We start from the raw sequence: 16,344 nt of genomic DNA, 5'->3' as shown, positions 1-16,344 counted from the left end.
TCCCTGCGGGACGCTACGCGTAGCAAGATCCCCAAAGGGGTACGCATTTAAGGCAAGGGAGCAGGGGGCAGGGGGAGGAACACTTGTGTTGAGTCTAGAAATTGGAATAATTTATTTTTTGGAGTTTCCTAAATTTATTTATGGGAATTATTAATTTTGACTTTTGACTTTTGACTTCCCCAAAGGGGCTAACGCACCCCAGCACTTGTTTGCTTAAACTGAGTCATTCAAATACTTGAAAATTTTGTCTATAGTATACTATTGCAAATTATTTGGATCAATACCTTGAGATTGTAAATAGGCAATTAGCCGTTCTTTTTGTTGGCGTTCCTGTTCGGTACGCTGGCGTTCCTGTTCAATTTGCTCTACCGCCCAAAGTAACAAATTACCTGCCTCATCCCACCAGCGCAACCAGTAACCAGTTCTGGCTTCTTTTATTCCTTGCCAAGTTCCCAAAAATAAACCCATTGAATCAATCCAATGACGACCATTTTCATCAGGTTGCTTTAACTCGTAGCGCCTGTTTTCAAGTTGGTAAAATTCTAATAAACCGCCATTTGGGTCAAAAACTACGTAAATTGGGACTTGAAGAATCTGCTCATAAAAAAACCATTTTCCTGGTGGATAGGTTCGCTTAAAAGAGTATTCTCCACCCTCAGCGTCAGATAGAAATTCCATCACAATTGCCGGAGTATCTCCATCTAAATTAGGTGTATAGCTTTTGCGTTCTCCTAAAACTTGATTTACCGATGGCACATAAACCCAGTCGGGTGCTTTAGCAACAAATTGCCCGTTTATCGTTGCACAAAGTCCAAAATTCGAGGCTATTAACATCTGCGGTTGGATGAAACCACTTATCTCTAGGCTTTCGCGCAAAGCACCAGCTAATAGTGGCTGACCTGTATTTTCCACTGGTTCATCCTCTAACTGAAAATCTGCGGGCAACGCTTCCCAAGATATTACCAGTTCTGTTAAAGATTTACTTTCACCGAGTTGGGTTGTCATAAACATCCCTTTTTATTGATTTGTCTTTATTTTATGGGCGATCGCAATTAACTGTAAAACTTTCATCATGGAACATGGTTGCAAAGTTCTTGATTTGTTCACAATTTTTTACAGAAAAATTGTGTAAACTCTCTCAAATTGGCTGATAAATATAGTAAAGACTCAAAATTGCCTAGATTTAATCATACTGAGTTGACAGTATAGTCAAAAGAGAAGCTAAATGACGCAATACATTCAGTTTGCCACTGAAGACGGTAGTACTATCCTTGTGGAAGTAGAAGAAGAGGAAGTGTCACCACCTCCAGGATTAGTAAAGGCTGGCTTGCAAGACAAAGTAAAACAGACTCTTGGTGTAGCACAAAATACCTTTGCAGAAGCCATAAATACAACTATAAAGCATAACGTCAATGCATTTATTGAGTCAGTACAGAGTCTATCTGAACCACCGACTGAAATGGAAGTGACTTTTGGATTAAAAATGACTGGCGAGGCAGGGAATGTTGCTGTATGCAAGGGAAGTGGTGAAGTAAATTACGGTGTAAAGCTGGTGTGGAAGCAACTTTCAAAAGCTAAATAGTGAAATGGCTACACAACAGGATAACTTAACTCCAGGTATAGTTCGGATCTTGAAACCAGACGGGAAAACAGCTGGTACTGGCTTTATTGTGACTAAAGATGGATTAATTGTGACATGTGCTCATGTTGTAGAGTATGCCAAAGCAGAACCAGGAGGTACTGTAAGTCTCGTCTTTTACGCTAGGCAGCAGACTTATATAGGACGTGTAGATGAGAAGTACTGGTCTGCGTCTACAGTGGGTGACATTGCGATACTGCATCTAGAGGGAAATCTACCAAATGAAGTAAAACCTTTGCAGTTAGGTACTTCTTCGGGTTCGTCAGGTCATGCATTTAAAACCTTTGGCTTTCCTGAAGCCAAGCCACTAGAAGGAATGTATGGTTATGGCACTATAGGTGACTTGATGAGTGGCGAAAATGGTCTACCTTTAGTTCAACTGACTAACGCTACAGAAGTAACACCAGGTTTTAGTGGTGCGCCAGTTGTAGATGAACGTACTCATCGTGTAGTGGGAATGGTAACAGCCATTACACCAGTTGATAAATATCAACGACAGGCAGAGACTGCTTTCATAACTCCCAGTGAATTCTTGCAAGAAATTTTTCCTGCACTAGAAATTACCAATATCTGCCCTTATGTAGGCTTAGAAGCATTTACTAAAGATAAAGCCAATTTCTTTTTTGGTCGTGAGGCATTAGTTGTAGAATTAGCTAATCACTTAAAAAACAATCCTCAGTTTCTAGCTATAGTTGGGTCTTCGGGAAGCGGAAAGTCTTCTGTTGTGCAAGCAGGTCTATTGCCTTACCTTGAGCAAGTTAAGCTACCGGGATTTAATAAAATCTGTACAGTTAGCTATCGTTATACTGCTTATATTGCTAATCCATCTGACGATTTTCATGGTTATTTACAAAAATATGGAATTTTCAATATTGAAGATACAAATAGTCGAATAATTATTTTTATTGACCAATTTGAAGAAATATTTGCACTTTGTCCTGAGCCAGAACAGTCAAATTTTCTGAACTCTTTAACTGAATTAGTAGATCAAAAATTATTTCAGAATAATAAAATTACACTGATTATAGCTGTACGAGCAGATTTCTATGATCCGTTGCTCAGGTCTCCTCTAGGACATTTCCTTGGAGTTGGTCAGGTTAATATTACTCCTCTCAAGGAAACTGAATTAAGAGAAGCGATCGCTAAACCAGCTGCACAAGTTGGTTTAGAAATTGAGTCTGGTTTAGATGAACGAATTATTGAGGATATTGGAGCTACGCAAAACCCACTTCCCTTACTAGAATTTACTCTTGAACAACTTTGTAAAAACGAACATTCTAACGGTAGATTAACTCATGTAGATTACGAAAAAATTGGCAAAGTAACTGGTGCGATCGGGCAGTGGGCAAATGAGACATACAGAAATCTTGATGAAAAAGAGCAACTCATAACTAAGCGGATTTTCACTCGTCTCATTCACTATGGCGAAGGCACAATACCCGATACTCGTCGTCGTTTACCAATCTTTCAATTGCTAACTACCAATGATGAACAACTTACTCGTCAAGTCATAAAAACACTTGCTGATCAGCGTCTTATTGTAACCGATGCGGAGACTGTAGACATTATCCATGAAGCCTTACTGCGTGAATGGTCTGATTTAAGGATATGGATTAGAGAGCAAAGAAGTTTTCTGCTGTGGCGTCAGAGGTTAGATGAAAGACGAACTGAATGGATCAATAACAAAAAGGATCAAGGACTTCTCTTGCGGGGTCTTTCTTTACTAGAGGCAAAAAAATGGTTGCAAAAACCTGAAGTTGACCTGAACTTAGATGAACAAGCTTTCATTAAAGAAAGTACTAAACTATGGCAAATAGAGCAATTTAGATTGTGGGCAGGAATTGGCTCTGTAGTTTCGCTCATCATCGGAGGTGTTGTAATTTTTATTACTCAACAAAATCAGAAACAGTTGGATCTTCTTGATGCTTGGGCTGGTGTCAGTCAAATTGATAACAATATTGAAACATTACAGAAACTTTTTGAGGAAGCAGATAAATACAAGAAGGTAGCAGATAAAAAAAGCCAGAATCAGATAAATACAAAATGGGATAAAGATGAGGATTTAATGCGAGCTTTTAGTTACTATGTGACCATCCAATCAACAGCCAATAAGATGCTTGGTGAAACTAGTAAAAATCAGATAAAAATTAAAAAAAGTGATTTAGAGAAAATTAAAAGTATTATGGCTGAAGCTGAAAAAAAGAGAGTAGAAATGATTCATAGCCACTTACGTCCGGTACTTATTCAACGTTTAGATGCAAAAAATTATGGAACTTATTTATCTTCTAATGAAGATGATCCGGTAGATGGTGAAAACTTATATACAAAAGAAAGTGCTTTACAAGAAACTTATAAGATTATGTTTAAAACTGGAGCAGACTTGAATCGTGATCAAAAAATAGATACACAAGAAGAAGCAAACTTAATACCTAGTAAAACTCTATTAGAGATTGAAAATGTATGGCTAAATAAAACGGGAAATTATTGTGGTTGGTGCAATCCATGTGTGGGTTCAGGTGTGGGTTCAGAACCACACCAATTAGGAAAAACTTATAGCATTAAACAAATATTATTTTTCTCTTTGACTAGCTTTGTTGATGATCGCTTCAAATCAGTTATGGGCGATCGCTGTCCTCTTGACTGAGATATAGATAGTAAGTAGGTGTTTTCAGATTCAATTATTGCTTTGGAGGAGAGTTTTGTGAAGTTAATTCATTACCAAATATTACTTATTTCTGGATTAACTACTGCACTGATCCCTTTTTACTCGTCGGCAATTGATGTTAAGAGTTCTGCACAAAAGCCTGTTAAAGCGGAAATTAAAAATATAGGAGATCAAGGACAAGAACTGCAAGTACTAGAGCAAAATAAAGCTGGTCGATTGGTCCCTGTAGCCACTCAACCTGAAGTAATAACAGCCATGAATCGGCTTTTGGTAGTGCCAAAGGGCTCCAAGAAACCCTTTGGTCATTTGAGGTTTTTTACCAGTTCTGGTGCTATAGATCCATTAGTACAAGTCGGTCCTAATACCCAGAAAACTACATACAGGTTTCCTTGTACCCCTCTAAATGGTAAATTTATGTTTGCTTGGGGTCTTAACACTAATAGAGATCCTTCCTGTCGCGGAATAATAGTATACAAAGGTTTGGGGAGGGTAAGTATTAGTCAAACCTTTCCTTTCTTTCTCTCTAAAGTTCATGATATTACTCAGTTTGGTAGTAGTTTGCTAAAAACTAAAGCTTTGTCTAACTTTCTTAGCAGCCAAGCAGACTCTTATGAAAATATTAATCTTTCCCCAGAAGGTAGTGGCATAACCATAGTTCAAGTTGATTCTTCTGCTGAAAGAGTAATAATTGATGCCTTAGTTGGCAATGCCAGAATTATTACTGATAGTGAGCCAGAAGGGATATCTTTAAAAGAGGGTTTCAGCTACGATAGCAGTAAACCAGATCCTATTGAACCGATCAAGATTACTGAAGAAACTCGTTGGGCGATCGCAGTATTTGTAGATCCTCAAAACTGGACTGAATCTGTCGCTCCTCAAATACCAACCCTTCAACAACAGCCATCTCTACAGAAGTTTTTAGACCAGGAGGTAATAGATTACGGAAACGCAGACTTTCCTAAAAATCCTCCAAGAGAAGTACCCAGGTAATATTTCTATAAACAAGAAAAAGCCATGAAAAAAATTCCAATTCTGCTTTTATGTTTCTTAATTGGAATAGGTATGTTGATGTATGGTCTCCTATTTGAACAAGGTGTTTATGCTGAAACTCCTGAGCGAAAATTTGCTCAAGAAGTTCTTAAATCTGACTGGGATGGAAAATGGAAGTGTAATTTGGACGGTCGGACAGCAGAAGTACAGTTTAGTTATGAATCAACTGAAAACAGAGTTTTTGGATATATCAGTGATAGTGGTGGAGAGAGGAAAGCTTTCAGTGAAAGAAAGCTAAATAAGTCTGACTTACCTAGCTCTCGTCGAGATCACATGCTTCCCTTACTCTATGACGGAAAAGTTAAATGGATGCTAATGATGCATACATGGGATCGTAGTTACGCTAGTGGATATACATATTGGGAAGGTATCCCTTTCGGGTTACAGTGCCACAAAGAGTCATAGAGAAGACAGAATATAAACTTGCTATTATTAGCGAGTTCGTCAACTAATTTAGGTGTAAGCAACACTTAAATCTAACTCTGCATTACTGCATCTACAAGCACATTGACATCGAAGCGAACTACATCGTTGCAAGGTAGACCTGTTTCTGCTGTTGTTTGAGCGATGCCTGGGTTGGGCTACGCCTACGTTGTTATTTTACAACGCAATATACTACTCGCCGTTGAAGATGCGAACACAAAAAACCCCGGCGAAACTAACCGAGGTAAGAGAGAGGTACGAATGACGATGAGATACAGCGATACCGAAATCGAAAAATCTTAGCTAACGCTAAAACCAACCAAAACTAAAGTAGTGACAATTAAAGTCGCAAAAAGACCCTGTAAAACGTATTTACGTTGTTCCCAAATTGCCGGGTACTCGGTGTAGTACATCTTGGGTTCAGCTGCGTAGTTATTGAGAATGCCGTCTTCGTTAGTGGTGGTGTACATAGTTTTTTCTCTTTTTTGTTAATTTATGTAACTAAATTTAACAATATTGTTACAAAAGGTCAATAGTACTTGACAAAAAAAGGCTGATGATTTTCATAAAAGTTACTTATCAGGCATAGGGGATTTAGGCGAAGCTGCCCCAGCCGCCGAAAGCGGCATATCTGTTGGCTCACCGCTATGCCTTTACAAAATTTTTTAAATCGCAAAATCTAAAGTGGGATAAAAGAGTAGAAACAGGTTAGTGTAGTGATTTCGCGTCTCTACTACTAATCACATTTAGCGCTTGTAATATTGCAATCATTTTTGGATGAAGTAAAATCTACATCTAATTCTTGATCACGGCATCCAAAAGCACATTGGCATCAAAGCGGACTACATCAGTGCAAGGTAGCCCAGTTTCTGCTATTATTTGAGCGATGCTTTCCTCAGCCGCAGACTGATCTAAATGGGCTGTGTTCAGTGCTATACCAACTACAGGAACACTTGCAAAAGCACCACCGGCACTAGCAACAGTTTCATAAAGCCGAATCACCTCTGGTAAAGGTGGAATTAGTACATGGGGATGATTACGTACATGAACTTGTCTTGCGCGATGTGCTAACAGCAGTTGGGTTGGTTGCGAACCACGGATTAGGGGTAAGGTTGCCGTTGAACCAGGGTGTAGCAGTGAACCTTGTCCTTCAATGTGCAAAATGTCGTAGTTTTTGCCATAGCGCATAACTATCTGTTCCACAGCACCGGCGGCAAAGTCTACCCGCACGGCATCTAAAGCCACGCCGTCCCCTTCTAACATCACTCCAGTTTGACCGGTGGCGAGGAATTTAGAACGCCAGCCTCGCTGTTTTGCTGCCCAATGTAACTCTAGACTAGTTGACATTTTACCGATCGCCATATCGGTTCCCACTGTCAAAACCCGCCGACAGGAAAGGGTGCGTGCCATTCCACTAGCAACACTTATATTAGGCGGCTCTTTGCGTACATCCCAAATTACTTGCCCTGGTTTTAGCAGTGCATTTAACTCTGGTATGTTCGCCATTGGTGTATGTAAACCATTTACCAGCGACATTCCAGCTTCTAGAGCGTCTTTGATTTCCACCCAGTAATCATCTGGTACAGCACCACCTCCTGGAGCAATGCCTATTACTAAGACTTCTGGCTTGTATTCAAGGGCTGCGGCTACCGATGCCACTATTGGCACATCACGCTTGATATTTGTTAATTCTGGTAGGGATTTGCCAGCACACTCGCGATCAATTACGGCTACGATTGGGGCTTCACTGTAACGTAAAATTGCTAGCCCTGTTTTGCCGTGATGCCCAATAATTCCTTCATGTAGCAAGATAGCTACTCGTTGATTAGGTGATAGACGCACTCTGTTGTACCCCCAAGCCTGGTAAATCGTTTGGCAAAACTCTTCCTTCTATTAGCAATGCACCCGTAAAGGGATCATCGATTAAATTGAGGTGACTGTCTAAATCTAGATAATCAGCTAGTGGCGCTAGCTGTAATGCTGCTGTATTAGCTAGCGAACTGTCAGAATAGCAACCAAACATTACTTGCAACCTATATGCTCGCGCTGTATGTACCATTCGCATTGCTTCGGTTAGTCCCCCTGATTTCATCAGTTTGATATTAATACCATCCACGTAGTTTGCCAAATGGGGAATATCGGAGCTTGTGAAGCAACTTTCATCGACAAAGATGGGCAGGAAAGAGTGTTCTTTGAGTTTTGCTAAACTTTTTTCCTGTCCCCGTGGCAATGGCTGTTCTACATATTTTATACCTAAATTAGCTAGCCAATTGCACATTGCGATCGCATCTTCTAAACTCCAACCCCCATTCGCATCAACGAAAAATTCTAGTTCCGGTGCTTCTTTTCGCACTGCTAAGAGCATTTTTTTATCTGCATCTATGCCATCTGGACTACCTAGCTTCACCTTAAAAAGGCGGACATCAGTAAATTGTAACCAGTCTTGCGCCCTAGCCTTGGCTCCCTCAGGCGAATTAATCCCAATTGTGACAGAAGTCGGTACTATTTGGTTGCGATCGAGTCCCCAAATTTGCCATAAGGGTAATCCTACGCGCTTACCCAACCAGTCGTGCATTGCCATATCTAAGGCAGCTCTTGCAGCAGAAGGAACCTGGTTTTGTGTTAAAACTTGCTCAATTTCCTGTCGCTGTAAGGGGCTGAATGCTTGCAACAGTGGCACAACTTGCTGTAGGGCGTCTTTGATTGCATCCGTTGATTGCCGATGATTACCCACACCAAATGGTGATGCTTCCCCCCAGCCTTCGATCCCATCTTCTGAAATTCTCACCCATACATTAGTTGTCTGTGCTGTTGTACCTCGACTAATAGTCAATGGAAACCTTTTGTTTACTGTAAATAACTTTATATTTATTTGCATACTTATTATACATATTATGTTATTAAAGCCAGTGTAAGTTCAAAGTTTAGATTATCAGATGCATCTGTTATACTTTTTTACATTCATTGCTTGATAACTAAATATTTCATACATTATTTTTATTTATGAATAACTTAAAAAAATGGAGTATTTTGAAATCAAAAATGGTTTTAGATCATCCTTGGTGTCAGGTAAGGCAAGATGAAATAGAATTACCGAATGGGAAAATTATAGATGATTATTTTGTCAGTATTAAGCCTGACGTTGCGATGGTTTTACCTATTACTAGTAGCAAAGAGATAATTTTTGTCCGGCAATACAGACATGCCGTAGGTGAATTTTTCTTAGAACTGCCAGCAGGTAATTTTGACCCAACAAAAGAGAGTGCAGAAGTAGCAGCAATTAGAGAACTGACAGAAGAAACTGGTTATATTCCTCAAGAATTTAGAAAAATCGGAACTTTATACGATAAGCCGAGTAAAGATACTAATCAAATACATTTATTTTTAGCAGAGAATGTGAGCAAGGTTGGAGAGCAGCAACTGGATATTACAGAAGAGATTGAAGTGGTATTGATTCCTGTAAAATTAGTTTTAGATAAAATTGCCCAAGGTGAAATTTCTGTGGCGGGAACTATTGCGGCTCTCTTCTTAGGTTTAAATTTTATTAATTATTAATAATCAGTAAAGATGAAACCCGAAATTATCACCGCAATTATTTCTGCCATTGTTGCAGTCATTAGCGCTATCATCAGTATTTATGGGCAGACTCGTATTGCACAACTTGCTGATCGACTTGCAAAACAGCGCGAAGCTGAATCTCGTGAAGCCCAAACTGCTGCTTTGATGTCAAAGTATCGAGATCCATTGCTACGATCTGCGATCGATCTCCAAAGTCGCCTGTTTAATATCGTTCAGGCAGAATTTCTGCAACGCTTTTATCACCACTCAGAATCTGAACAGGATTACACAATTCAAAATACGCTATATGTAATTGCAGAGTTTCTTGCATGGGTTGAGATTTTGCGACGGGAAATCCAGTTCCTGGATCTAGGTGATCTTGAAATGAATCGTCGTCTTAGTGAGCTTTTAGTCAACATTAATCAAGCATTTGGAACAGCAAAACTTGAATCTACTTTTCGGCTCTTTACCGGGGAACAGCGTGCAATTGGGGAAATAATGTTAGTACCTCAATCTACAGATAGTTCGATTGCATACGAGTGTATGGGTTATGCTATGTTTGTCAAGAAACTGAGCGATCCGGAGTTTGCTCGTTGGTTTACAAAACTGAAAGATGATATTGCAATGATAGCAAATGAACCAAAGGTGAACAGGGAACGACTCATCGTAATTCATCATAGACTAATTGACTTAATTGATTTTCTCGATCCCAATTGTGTTCGTGTCCCACCAAAGTATCGAACCAGAATTAACCAACATTAATAATGAAATCTTAGTGCAAGTAATTTCTCCTCACTTTCAAGTTATTATTTTCCATGAAATAAGAGTATGATTTTTATCAATTTCTCAAAATCTGTACATTAAGTAAGTTTAAAAAGCAAGCGACAATTCGACTTGAGGAAGATGTCGTTGGCTACTTCCAACTTATTGCTGATGGAACAACTTTTACGTTGCCCATTGTCGCAAGATATAAGCATAAAAAGCCTCTTTATCTACCTTATCCATTGCAGAAATTTTCCGACCACCAGAAACTACTTTAGTACGCCCCTGACTAATACCAGTGGTGATAATTTCTGTTTCCCATTCGCGCAATTGATAAAATTCTGAATGTCCCAAATAAGCTGTTGCTAGTACATCCCAGAAATAATAATCCTGGGGGATAACTAGTGCATAACATTGTCCGGCTAAATCAGAAATTGGATAGTGGCGTTGTCGTCCCATTTTGTATACTAACTCCGATGTGACTGGGACATTGTTAGTTAAATCCAAAGGACACATAATAATTTCAATTTGCGTTTGCCATACCCGCGCTGCTGAAATTGCGTCCCAATAAACATTCCATTCGGCGGAACCATCTTGTCCCGCTTCTAAGCTTTTTTCTACATTGCCATTAACATTTAATGCACCTCCCATCCACACAATTTTGTGAATCTTGGCTTCAATGTCCGGTGCTTTATCTAAAGCCACTGCTACCGTGGTCAACGGGCCAGTTACCATCAACGTTACGGGATTTGATGCCTCCCGCAACACCTTGATCATGAAATCTTGACCTGTTTCGCTAACCAAAGGCGTAGTGATGGTTTCGCTTTGATTGAGAATGGGGAGATGGTCAACGATAAATGAATCACGGCGATAGAGAGTAGGAAATGGATTGATACCGCGCACAGTACTTTCTGCTACCGGGATATGAGAAAATCCCATCAAATCTATAATTTTACGTGTGGCGCTAACAGCTGGTTGAATGTAGCAATCTGCTGGAGTGACGACAACACCAAGAAGTTCAATATGATCCATTGTCAACAGCAACATAGTTGCTAAATAATCATCTACACCGCCATCATGATCCATTAATACTAGTTGTTTTGTCATAAAAGGAGAATTAATATGGATGAGTTTATGAAAGCTGCTATTCAAGAAGCAAAACAAGGCAGACAAGAAGGTGGAATTCCCATTGGTTCGGTTCTCGTCAAAGATGGTAAAATTCTCGGCAGAGGACACAATAAACGTGTGCAAGACGCAGATCCCGTCACCCACGCGGAAATCGATTGTCTCCGTAATGCTGGGAGAGTTGGCAGCTACAGAGGTACAACACTCTATTCAACTTTAATGCCGTGTTACCTGTGCGCTGGGGCAGTGGTGCAATTTGGGATTAAAAAAGTCATCGTTGGAGAATCCAGAACTTTTCCTGGTGCTAAAGAATTTATGGTATCTCACGGTGTGGAAGTAATTGATCTTAATCTTGACGATTGCGAACAAATGATGAGTGAGTTTATTGAAACTAACCCCGAACTTTGGAATGAAGATATCGGTAACTAGGTAGGAGTTAGGAGTTAAGAGTTTGGAGTTTTGGGTTAGGAGTTGCCCGTGTCTTAGTGACTTTTGATAGGAGAATTATGGTAGGAGCGATCGCTATCTAAAAAGTCACCAAGCTTTTAATCGAGACAAAAAAGTTACCTCCACACGGACACTCATCGCTCCTAGCCTAGCAAAAGTGTGCTGTTATTATCAATCAGCGTCAGAGTTCCATTATTAGCCATACCTGGGTTGGGCTGCGCCAATGCACCATAGGACTGAATGTAACGCCGCACTTCTAGCGGAAAGTGGGGGTAATCTAACACTGCATCTCCATCGGCAATAGTTGCCCAGAACTCGCGCAAACTAGGAGCTAATTTTTTTGCCTGTGATAATGGTAAGTTTAATGGAGAGTGAGTTAGTAGCTTGATGAGGAAGGGGAAAGAGCGATCGCCCATCCACTGCCGCGATGACTGTTGCAAGTCGGGGAACTCAGGCACTGATTCTACCCGATGAGATATAATTTGCAACGATTCTTTACCTTGGTTATCCCGATGAAACTCTAGCACCCGATAAGGGTGAGGATAGCTGACTAAAGAACCAGTGGTAATATCATATACTCCATCTGAGTAAGCAATATCCTGAACGTGCAAATGTCCTGTAAAGACTAGCTTGACTCCGTAGCGCCTTAGCAATTGCAACAGTTCTGCTGAATTGGACAACATATAGCGATTTGCTAGTGGATGGCTCGATTGATTGGGCAAATGCTCCACTACATTATGATGCACCATCACCAGGACTAATTCATCAACAGATGCCGCCAGCACTTCTTCTAACCACCGTAGCTGTTTGGCATCCAAACACCCTACCTGCTCCCCCTGCTCATTAAAGGAGTTAGAATTTAGTCCAATCAGCTTAACTCCAGGCAATAACTGACGAATGTAGTAAATCTGCTGGGGATCTTCGTAGCCAAACTTAGTGTAATAGTAGGGAAAATCTGCAAAAGCAATTGATTGCTGATCAGCTAACAGCACAGGAACGTCATGATTGCCAGGAACAACATAGACGGGAAAAGGTAGTTGGGCTAAAAATTGTTGCAACCAGGCGTGGTTCTCTGGTTCGCCGTGCTGGGTTAAATCTCCTGGCAACAACAAGAAATCTAAATCGAGTTGTGTTAAATGTTCTAGTACACTTTTAAACGCCGAGATACTGACTTCTACCAGATGGAATCGGCTGGGATGATCCCAGATTGTGTGGGGAAGTGCTAGGTGTAAGTCGCTGACTACCGCAAAGCGAAAATTGAGAGCCATTGATTTATGAAAATGTTAAAAGCAGGGGTTAAAACAAGTCTTTTCCCAAAAGTATAACGCTTGCTTTGTTTCCCTGCGTAGGAGTGCGTCTACTTAATATTTGTATACATTAAGCATCGATCACACGCGAAAAAAGACCTATAGCGCTCAAGAACACTCCAAGTGCAAATGACAAGCGTTTGTTACTTAAATAGCCCTGCTTAAAGAAAGTGAAAGTTGTCTATCTCAATCAGTCTGGAATAAAAAGTGAGACTAGGGAGTAAAATATATGAACAAATTAAAACTTACTTGACTCAGAGCAAATATATGTTGAGTATACTTTGGGGTATTGTTGTACTGATTGCTTTTTGGGCATTAGGACTGGTACTTCATATTGCCGGAAATTTAATTCATGCTGTGTTGCTTTTAGCCATTGCCCAAGAATCTATAATTTTTTCAAAGCGCGTGATGTATGAATAAATAACTCGTGACATTTTTACTACTTCAAGTTTAACTAGTTAAATTAGATACATTAGCTTGAGATATCAGCGTATATTTTTTGAAAAAATTGATTTTTCGGGAATTATTATCTGGTCGATATAAGCTGAAACAAGATAACAATTCTACGCCGTCGCTGGCACTAAATTTTGAAAATTAAAATAGAAGAATAAGTGATAATAATGGCGAATCTCAGAGATACAGAGAATGGATGGTCGCAGTTAACTCGTGGTGCGCCATTGGCAGTAATGGTAGCTGTTGCACTCTACATCCTATACCAACTTTTACCAGTATTAGAACTTTTAGTTGTTGCAGCATTGATTGCTTTAATTTTGCGAACGCTATTACGGTTTTTGCAAAAGTTAGTCAAATCACAGGATGTTGCTGTTCTGCTACTAATTGGATTAATTGTTGGATTCATTGTAGTATTAGCAACTGTAGTTTTACCTAGTGTGACATTTGAATCTCAAAAATTAATAAAAACATTACCAACTTATCTCAATAGATTGACAGGAGATGTAGAGCAACTGCGTCAGAAATTCAGTTTTATTCCAGACATTTCCCAAGCACTAATACAATTACGGAACTTGACTGACCAGTTACTGGGTGGAGTACCAGTTTTCTTAGGTGAAGCTTTAAGTTTAACCGTGGAGTTGGTAGCGACGTTAATTCTAGCGCTTTACATGGCTTACGATCCTAATTCCTTAGTAAAAGGGATTTTAAGATTAGTACCAAGGCGACATCATCAGAGGTTTAAACGAATTCTTAAAGCTTGCGAGACAAGATTGCGGGGTTGGATTTTTGGGACAGGGATAGCGATGATATTTCTAGGTGTTGGAGCAACGTTTGGACTTTTGATTTTGGGGATTCCTTCAGCCTTGCCATTTGGGATTATTGCAGGTTTATTTGAAATAATTCCTTACTTTGGTTCAATTATTGGTGCTTTTTTACCAGCATTAGTAGCATTGAGTATTTCACCGCTAAAGCTAGTATTTGTGTTGATACTTTTCTTTGTAATGAATCAAATAGATGCCCATGTTGTTCAACCTGTGGTGATGGGTCAGCAAGTTAATATCCATCCGGTGATGGTGATTGTAACATTTTTGGTAATGGGTAAGCTATTTGGATTTATTGGTGTGCTGCTTGCAGTGCCTGCGGCGGCAGTGATAATTACGCTTATTGATGAGTTTACGCTTGAAGAACCTGCTTTAGAGGAAGTAGGAATTGAAAGTAAAATAGATGTTAAATCGAACGACTAAATAAGCGATTTTTCAGCAAATGTTTGATACACTTTTGTGTGCTATAGGACTCATATTTGATTGCATGAAAAAAACTCAGTACACCTTTATTCCTTCTTCCCAGTCCCCAGTCCCAAGTATTGAGTCTCTACGAGTAATTCAGGAATTAAATCGGATTGCTATATAACTAAATGCTAAAACGCATAACATTGGGATTTACACATTCGTGAAAAGTTAGGCATAGTTATAACCAAAAATCATCCACTAACTGGCTGGTTGGAACACTGGAGTTTTTTAGTGCCGCAGGCGATCGCCTTTGGTAAACAACCTCTTGAGATTGCGGAATGCCCAATAAGCTAGCTAGAGAGGTAGTCTTTTAATATTATGTTGACAAAAGTGAAACTATATGCAATTGAGAAAAACGCCTATTTTGGGCTAATTCGATAAAATAACTTAGCAGATCAGCAAGGAACAGGTTTAGAATCATGCCTCAAGCTAGTATTGGGATTATTGGTGGTAGTGGTCTGTATAAAATGGATGCGCTTAAAGATGTCGAAGAGGTGCGAGTCGAGACTCCTTTTGGTTCACCATCTGATGCTTTGATTCTGGGGACATTGGATGGAACACGGGTAGCTTTTTTGGCGCGTCATGGTCGTAATCACACGCTGTTACCCTCTGAGTTACCGTTTCGCGCTAATATCTATGCGATGAAGCAATTGGGTGTGAAGTATTTAATTTCAGCTAGTGCTGTGGGTTCCTTGAAGGAAGAGGCGAAACCACTGGATATGGTGGTGCCAGATCAGTTTATTGACAGAACGAAAAATCGGATTTCAACGTTTTTTGGTGAGGGAATTGTTGCTCACATTGCCTTTGGCGATCCAATTTGTAAGAATTTGGCTCTTTTGTTGGCAGATGCGATCGCATCTCTCAATTTACCAGAAGTTACTCTCCATCGCGGCGGCACTTATGTGTGTATGGAAGGGCCAGCTTTTTCCACTAAGGCGGAATCGAATCTTTACCGCAGTTGGGGTGCAACAATCATTGGGATGACGAATTTACCAGAGGCGAAATTGGCAAGGGAAGCCGAAATTGCATACTCAACCTTAGCGCTGGTGACAGATTATGATTGTTGGCATCCAGATCACGACAGTGTGACGGTGGAATTGGTGATTGGCAATTTGCTGCGGAATGCTGTGAATGCTCAAAAGGTGATTCAAGAAACTGTGCGACGGTTGAGTGAAAATCCACCGTCGAGTGAGGCGCATTCGGCGTTGCAGTATGCGATTTTGACTCAGTTGGATAAAGCACCAGCCGCGACGAAGGAAAAGTTAGGGTTATTGTTGCAGAGGTATTTGTAGTATTGGTAATGAATGAGCGATGTCTACGACGGGCGTAGCTGCGGCACCATGATCTTAAATCATACAGGCGATGCTAAAGAGTTCCATGCCATTTGGAGCCTTAAGTGTAGGTTCATGACGGAAACGTAAACATAAATTAGCTCCTAGTCCTGTAAATCAATACGGTTCAGTTAAGGATTAATTTCCCAACCCCTTAAAAAAGGGGGAACTATACCAATACTATTCAGTAGAGACGTTACAATGCAACGTCTCTAAAAATCGACTGACAATGGCATTGTTTCGACTGACAATGGCATTGTTTCGACTGACAATGGCATTGTTTCGACTGACAATG

16 protein-coding genes are annotated in these 16,344 nt (G+C 40.1%); 10 read left to right on the top strand and 6 right to left on the bottom strand.

Annotated elements, in window-relative coordinates; translation table 11 throughout:
• Nucleotides 1-258 precede the first annotated feature (258 nt).
• Nucleotides 259-1,005 (bottom strand): Uma2 family endonuclease, encoded by a 747-nt coding sequence (locus ACFE90_RS20345; protein WP_375503682.1) that lies wholly within the window; start codon nucleotides 1,003-1,005, stop codon nucleotides 259-261.
• A gap of 220 nt (nucleotides 1,006-1,225) precedes the next feature.
• On the opposite strand from ACFE90_RS20345, the gene ACFE90_RS20340 reads away from it, so the two are divergent.
• Genes ACFE90_RS20340 through ACFE90_RS20325 form a run of 4 tightly spaced genes read left to right on the top strand, consistent with a single transcriptional unit; the run spans nucleotide 1,226 to nucleotide 5,759 of the window.
• Nucleotides 1,226-1,582: a CU044_2847 family protein gene (locus tag ACFE90_RS20340; RefSeq protein ID WP_375503680.1), complete on the top strand. Its 357-nt coding sequence runs from the start codon at nucleotides 1,226-1,228 to the stop codon at nucleotides 1,580-1,582.
• Between the two features lie 4 nt (nucleotides 1,583-1,586).
• Nucleotides 1,587-4,283, top strand: coding sequence for a serine protease (locus ACFE90_RS20335; RefSeq protein WP_375503678.1), 2,697 nt, complete (start codon nucleotides 1,587-1,589; stop codon nucleotides 4,281-4,283).
• A gap of 57 nt (nucleotides 4,284-4,340) precedes the next feature.
• Entirely contained in the window at nucleotides 4,341-5,294 is a 954-nt protein-coding gene (locus ACFE90_RS20330) for a hypothetical protein (RefSeq protein ID WP_375503676.1), read from the top strand.
• Nucleotides 5,295-5,318: 24 nt separating this feature from the next.
• On the top strand, nucleotides 5,319-5,759 hold the full coding sequence (locus ACFE90_RS20325; protein ID WP_375503674.1) for a hypothetical protein: 441 nt from the start codon (nucleotides 5,319-5,321) through the stop codon (nucleotides 5,757-5,759).
• 317 nt (nucleotides 5,760-6,076) lie between these two features.
• On the opposite strand, the gene psb34 is transcribed toward ACFE90_RS20325, so the two are convergent.
• From psb34 to ACFE90_RS20310, 3 genes are all read right to left on the bottom strand, one after another.
• On the bottom strand, nucleotides 6,077-6,247 hold the full coding sequence (gene psb34 / locus ACFE90_RS20320) for a photosystem II assembly protein Psb34 (protein WP_375503672.1): 171 nt from the start codon (nucleotides 6,245-6,247) through the stop codon (nucleotides 6,077-6,079).
• Nucleotides 6,248-6,572: 325 nt separating this feature from the next.
• Nucleotides 6,573-7,619, bottom strand: coding sequence for a DUF1611 domain-containing protein (locus ACFE90_RS20315; protein ID WP_375503670.1), 1,047 nt, complete (start codon nucleotides 7,617-7,619; stop codon nucleotides 6,573-6,575).
• Complete coding sequence (locus ACFE90_RS20310; protein WP_375503668.1) at nucleotides 7,603-8,655, bottom strand: dipeptide epimerase; 1,053 nt, start codon at nucleotides 8,653-8,655, stop codon at nucleotides 7,603-7,605. The genes ACFE90_RS20315 and ACFE90_RS20310 overlap by 17 nt, the downstream gene beginning before the upstream one ends.
• 125 nt (nucleotides 8,656-8,780) lie before the next feature.
• On the opposite strand from ACFE90_RS20310, the gene ACFE90_RS20305 reads away from it, so the two are divergent.
• On the top strand, nucleotides 8,781-9,332 hold the full coding sequence (locus ACFE90_RS20305; RefSeq protein ID WP_375503666.1) for an NUDIX hydrolase: 552 nt from the start codon (nucleotides 8,781-8,783) through the stop codon (nucleotides 9,330-9,332).
• Between the two features lie 12 nt (nucleotides 9,333-9,344).
• On the top strand, nucleotides 9,345-10,097 hold the full coding sequence (locus tag ACFE90_RS20300) for a hypothetical protein (RefSeq protein WP_375503664.1): 753 nt from the start codon (nucleotides 9,345-9,347) through the stop codon (nucleotides 10,095-10,097).
• Between the two features lie 183 nt (nucleotides 10,098-10,280).
• Here the strand turns inward: ACFE90_RS20300 and ACFE90_RS20295 are convergent, their stop codons facing one another.
• The gene (locus ACFE90_RS20295; protein ID WP_375503662.1) at nucleotides 10,281-11,204 is read right to left on the bottom strand and encodes a nucleoside hydrolase; all 924 of its coding nucleotides are present in this window, start codon (nucleotides 11,202-11,204) and stop codon (nucleotides 10,281-10,283) included.
• A gap of 15 nt (nucleotides 11,205-11,219) precedes the next feature.
• On the opposite strand from ACFE90_RS20295, the gene ACFE90_RS20290 reads away from it, so the two are divergent.
• Nucleotides 11,220-11,651: a nucleoside deaminase gene (locus ACFE90_RS20290; protein WP_375503660.1), complete on the top strand. Its 432-nt coding sequence runs from the start codon at nucleotides 11,220-11,222 to the stop codon at nucleotides 11,649-11,651.
• A gap of 161 nt (nucleotides 11,652-11,812) precedes the next feature.
• On the opposite strand, the gene ACFE90_RS20285 is transcribed toward ACFE90_RS20290, so the two are convergent.
• Nucleotides 11,813-12,937, bottom strand: coding sequence for a metallophosphoesterase family protein (locus tag ACFE90_RS20285; protein WP_375503658.1), 1,125 nt, complete (start codon nucleotides 12,935-12,937; stop codon nucleotides 11,813-11,815).
• A 306-nt stretch (nucleotides 12,938-13,243) separates the two neighbouring features.
• Between ACFE90_RS20285 and ACFE90_RS20280 the strand changes: the two genes are divergently transcribed.
• From ACFE90_RS20280 to ACFE90_RS20270, 3 genes are all read left to right on the top strand, one after another.
• The gene (locus ACFE90_RS20280) at nucleotides 13,244-13,396 is read left to right on the top strand and encodes a DUF5670 family protein (RefSeq protein ID WP_375503656.1); all 153 of its coding nucleotides are present in this window, start codon (nucleotides 13,244-13,246) and stop codon (nucleotides 13,394-13,396) included.
• A gap of 200 nt (nucleotides 13,397-13,596) precedes the next feature.
• Nucleotides 13,597-14,673, top strand: a complete 1,077-nt coding sequence (locus ACFE90_RS20275; protein WP_375503654.1) for an AI-2E family transporter — start codon at nucleotides 13,597-13,599, stop codon at nucleotides 14,671-14,673.
• A 464-nt stretch (nucleotides 14,674-15,137) separates the two neighbouring features.
• A complete protein-coding gene (locus tag ACFE90_RS20270) occupies nucleotides 15,138-16,010 on the top strand; it encodes an S-methyl-5'-thioadenosine phosphorylase (RefSeq protein ID WP_375503652.1) in 873 nt (290 codons plus the stop codon).
• The last annotated feature ends 334 nt before the right edge of the window (nucleotides 16,011-16,344 follow it).

The sequence above is a fragment of the uncultured Nostoc sp. genome, assembly GCF_964245445.1.
Lineage (GTDB): Bacteria > Cyanobacteriota > Cyanobacteriia > Cyanobacteriales > Nostocaceae > Nostoc.
The sequence above is the reverse complement of the archived record's forward strand: the minus strand, read 5'-3'. Positions and strand labels throughout refer to the sequence as shown.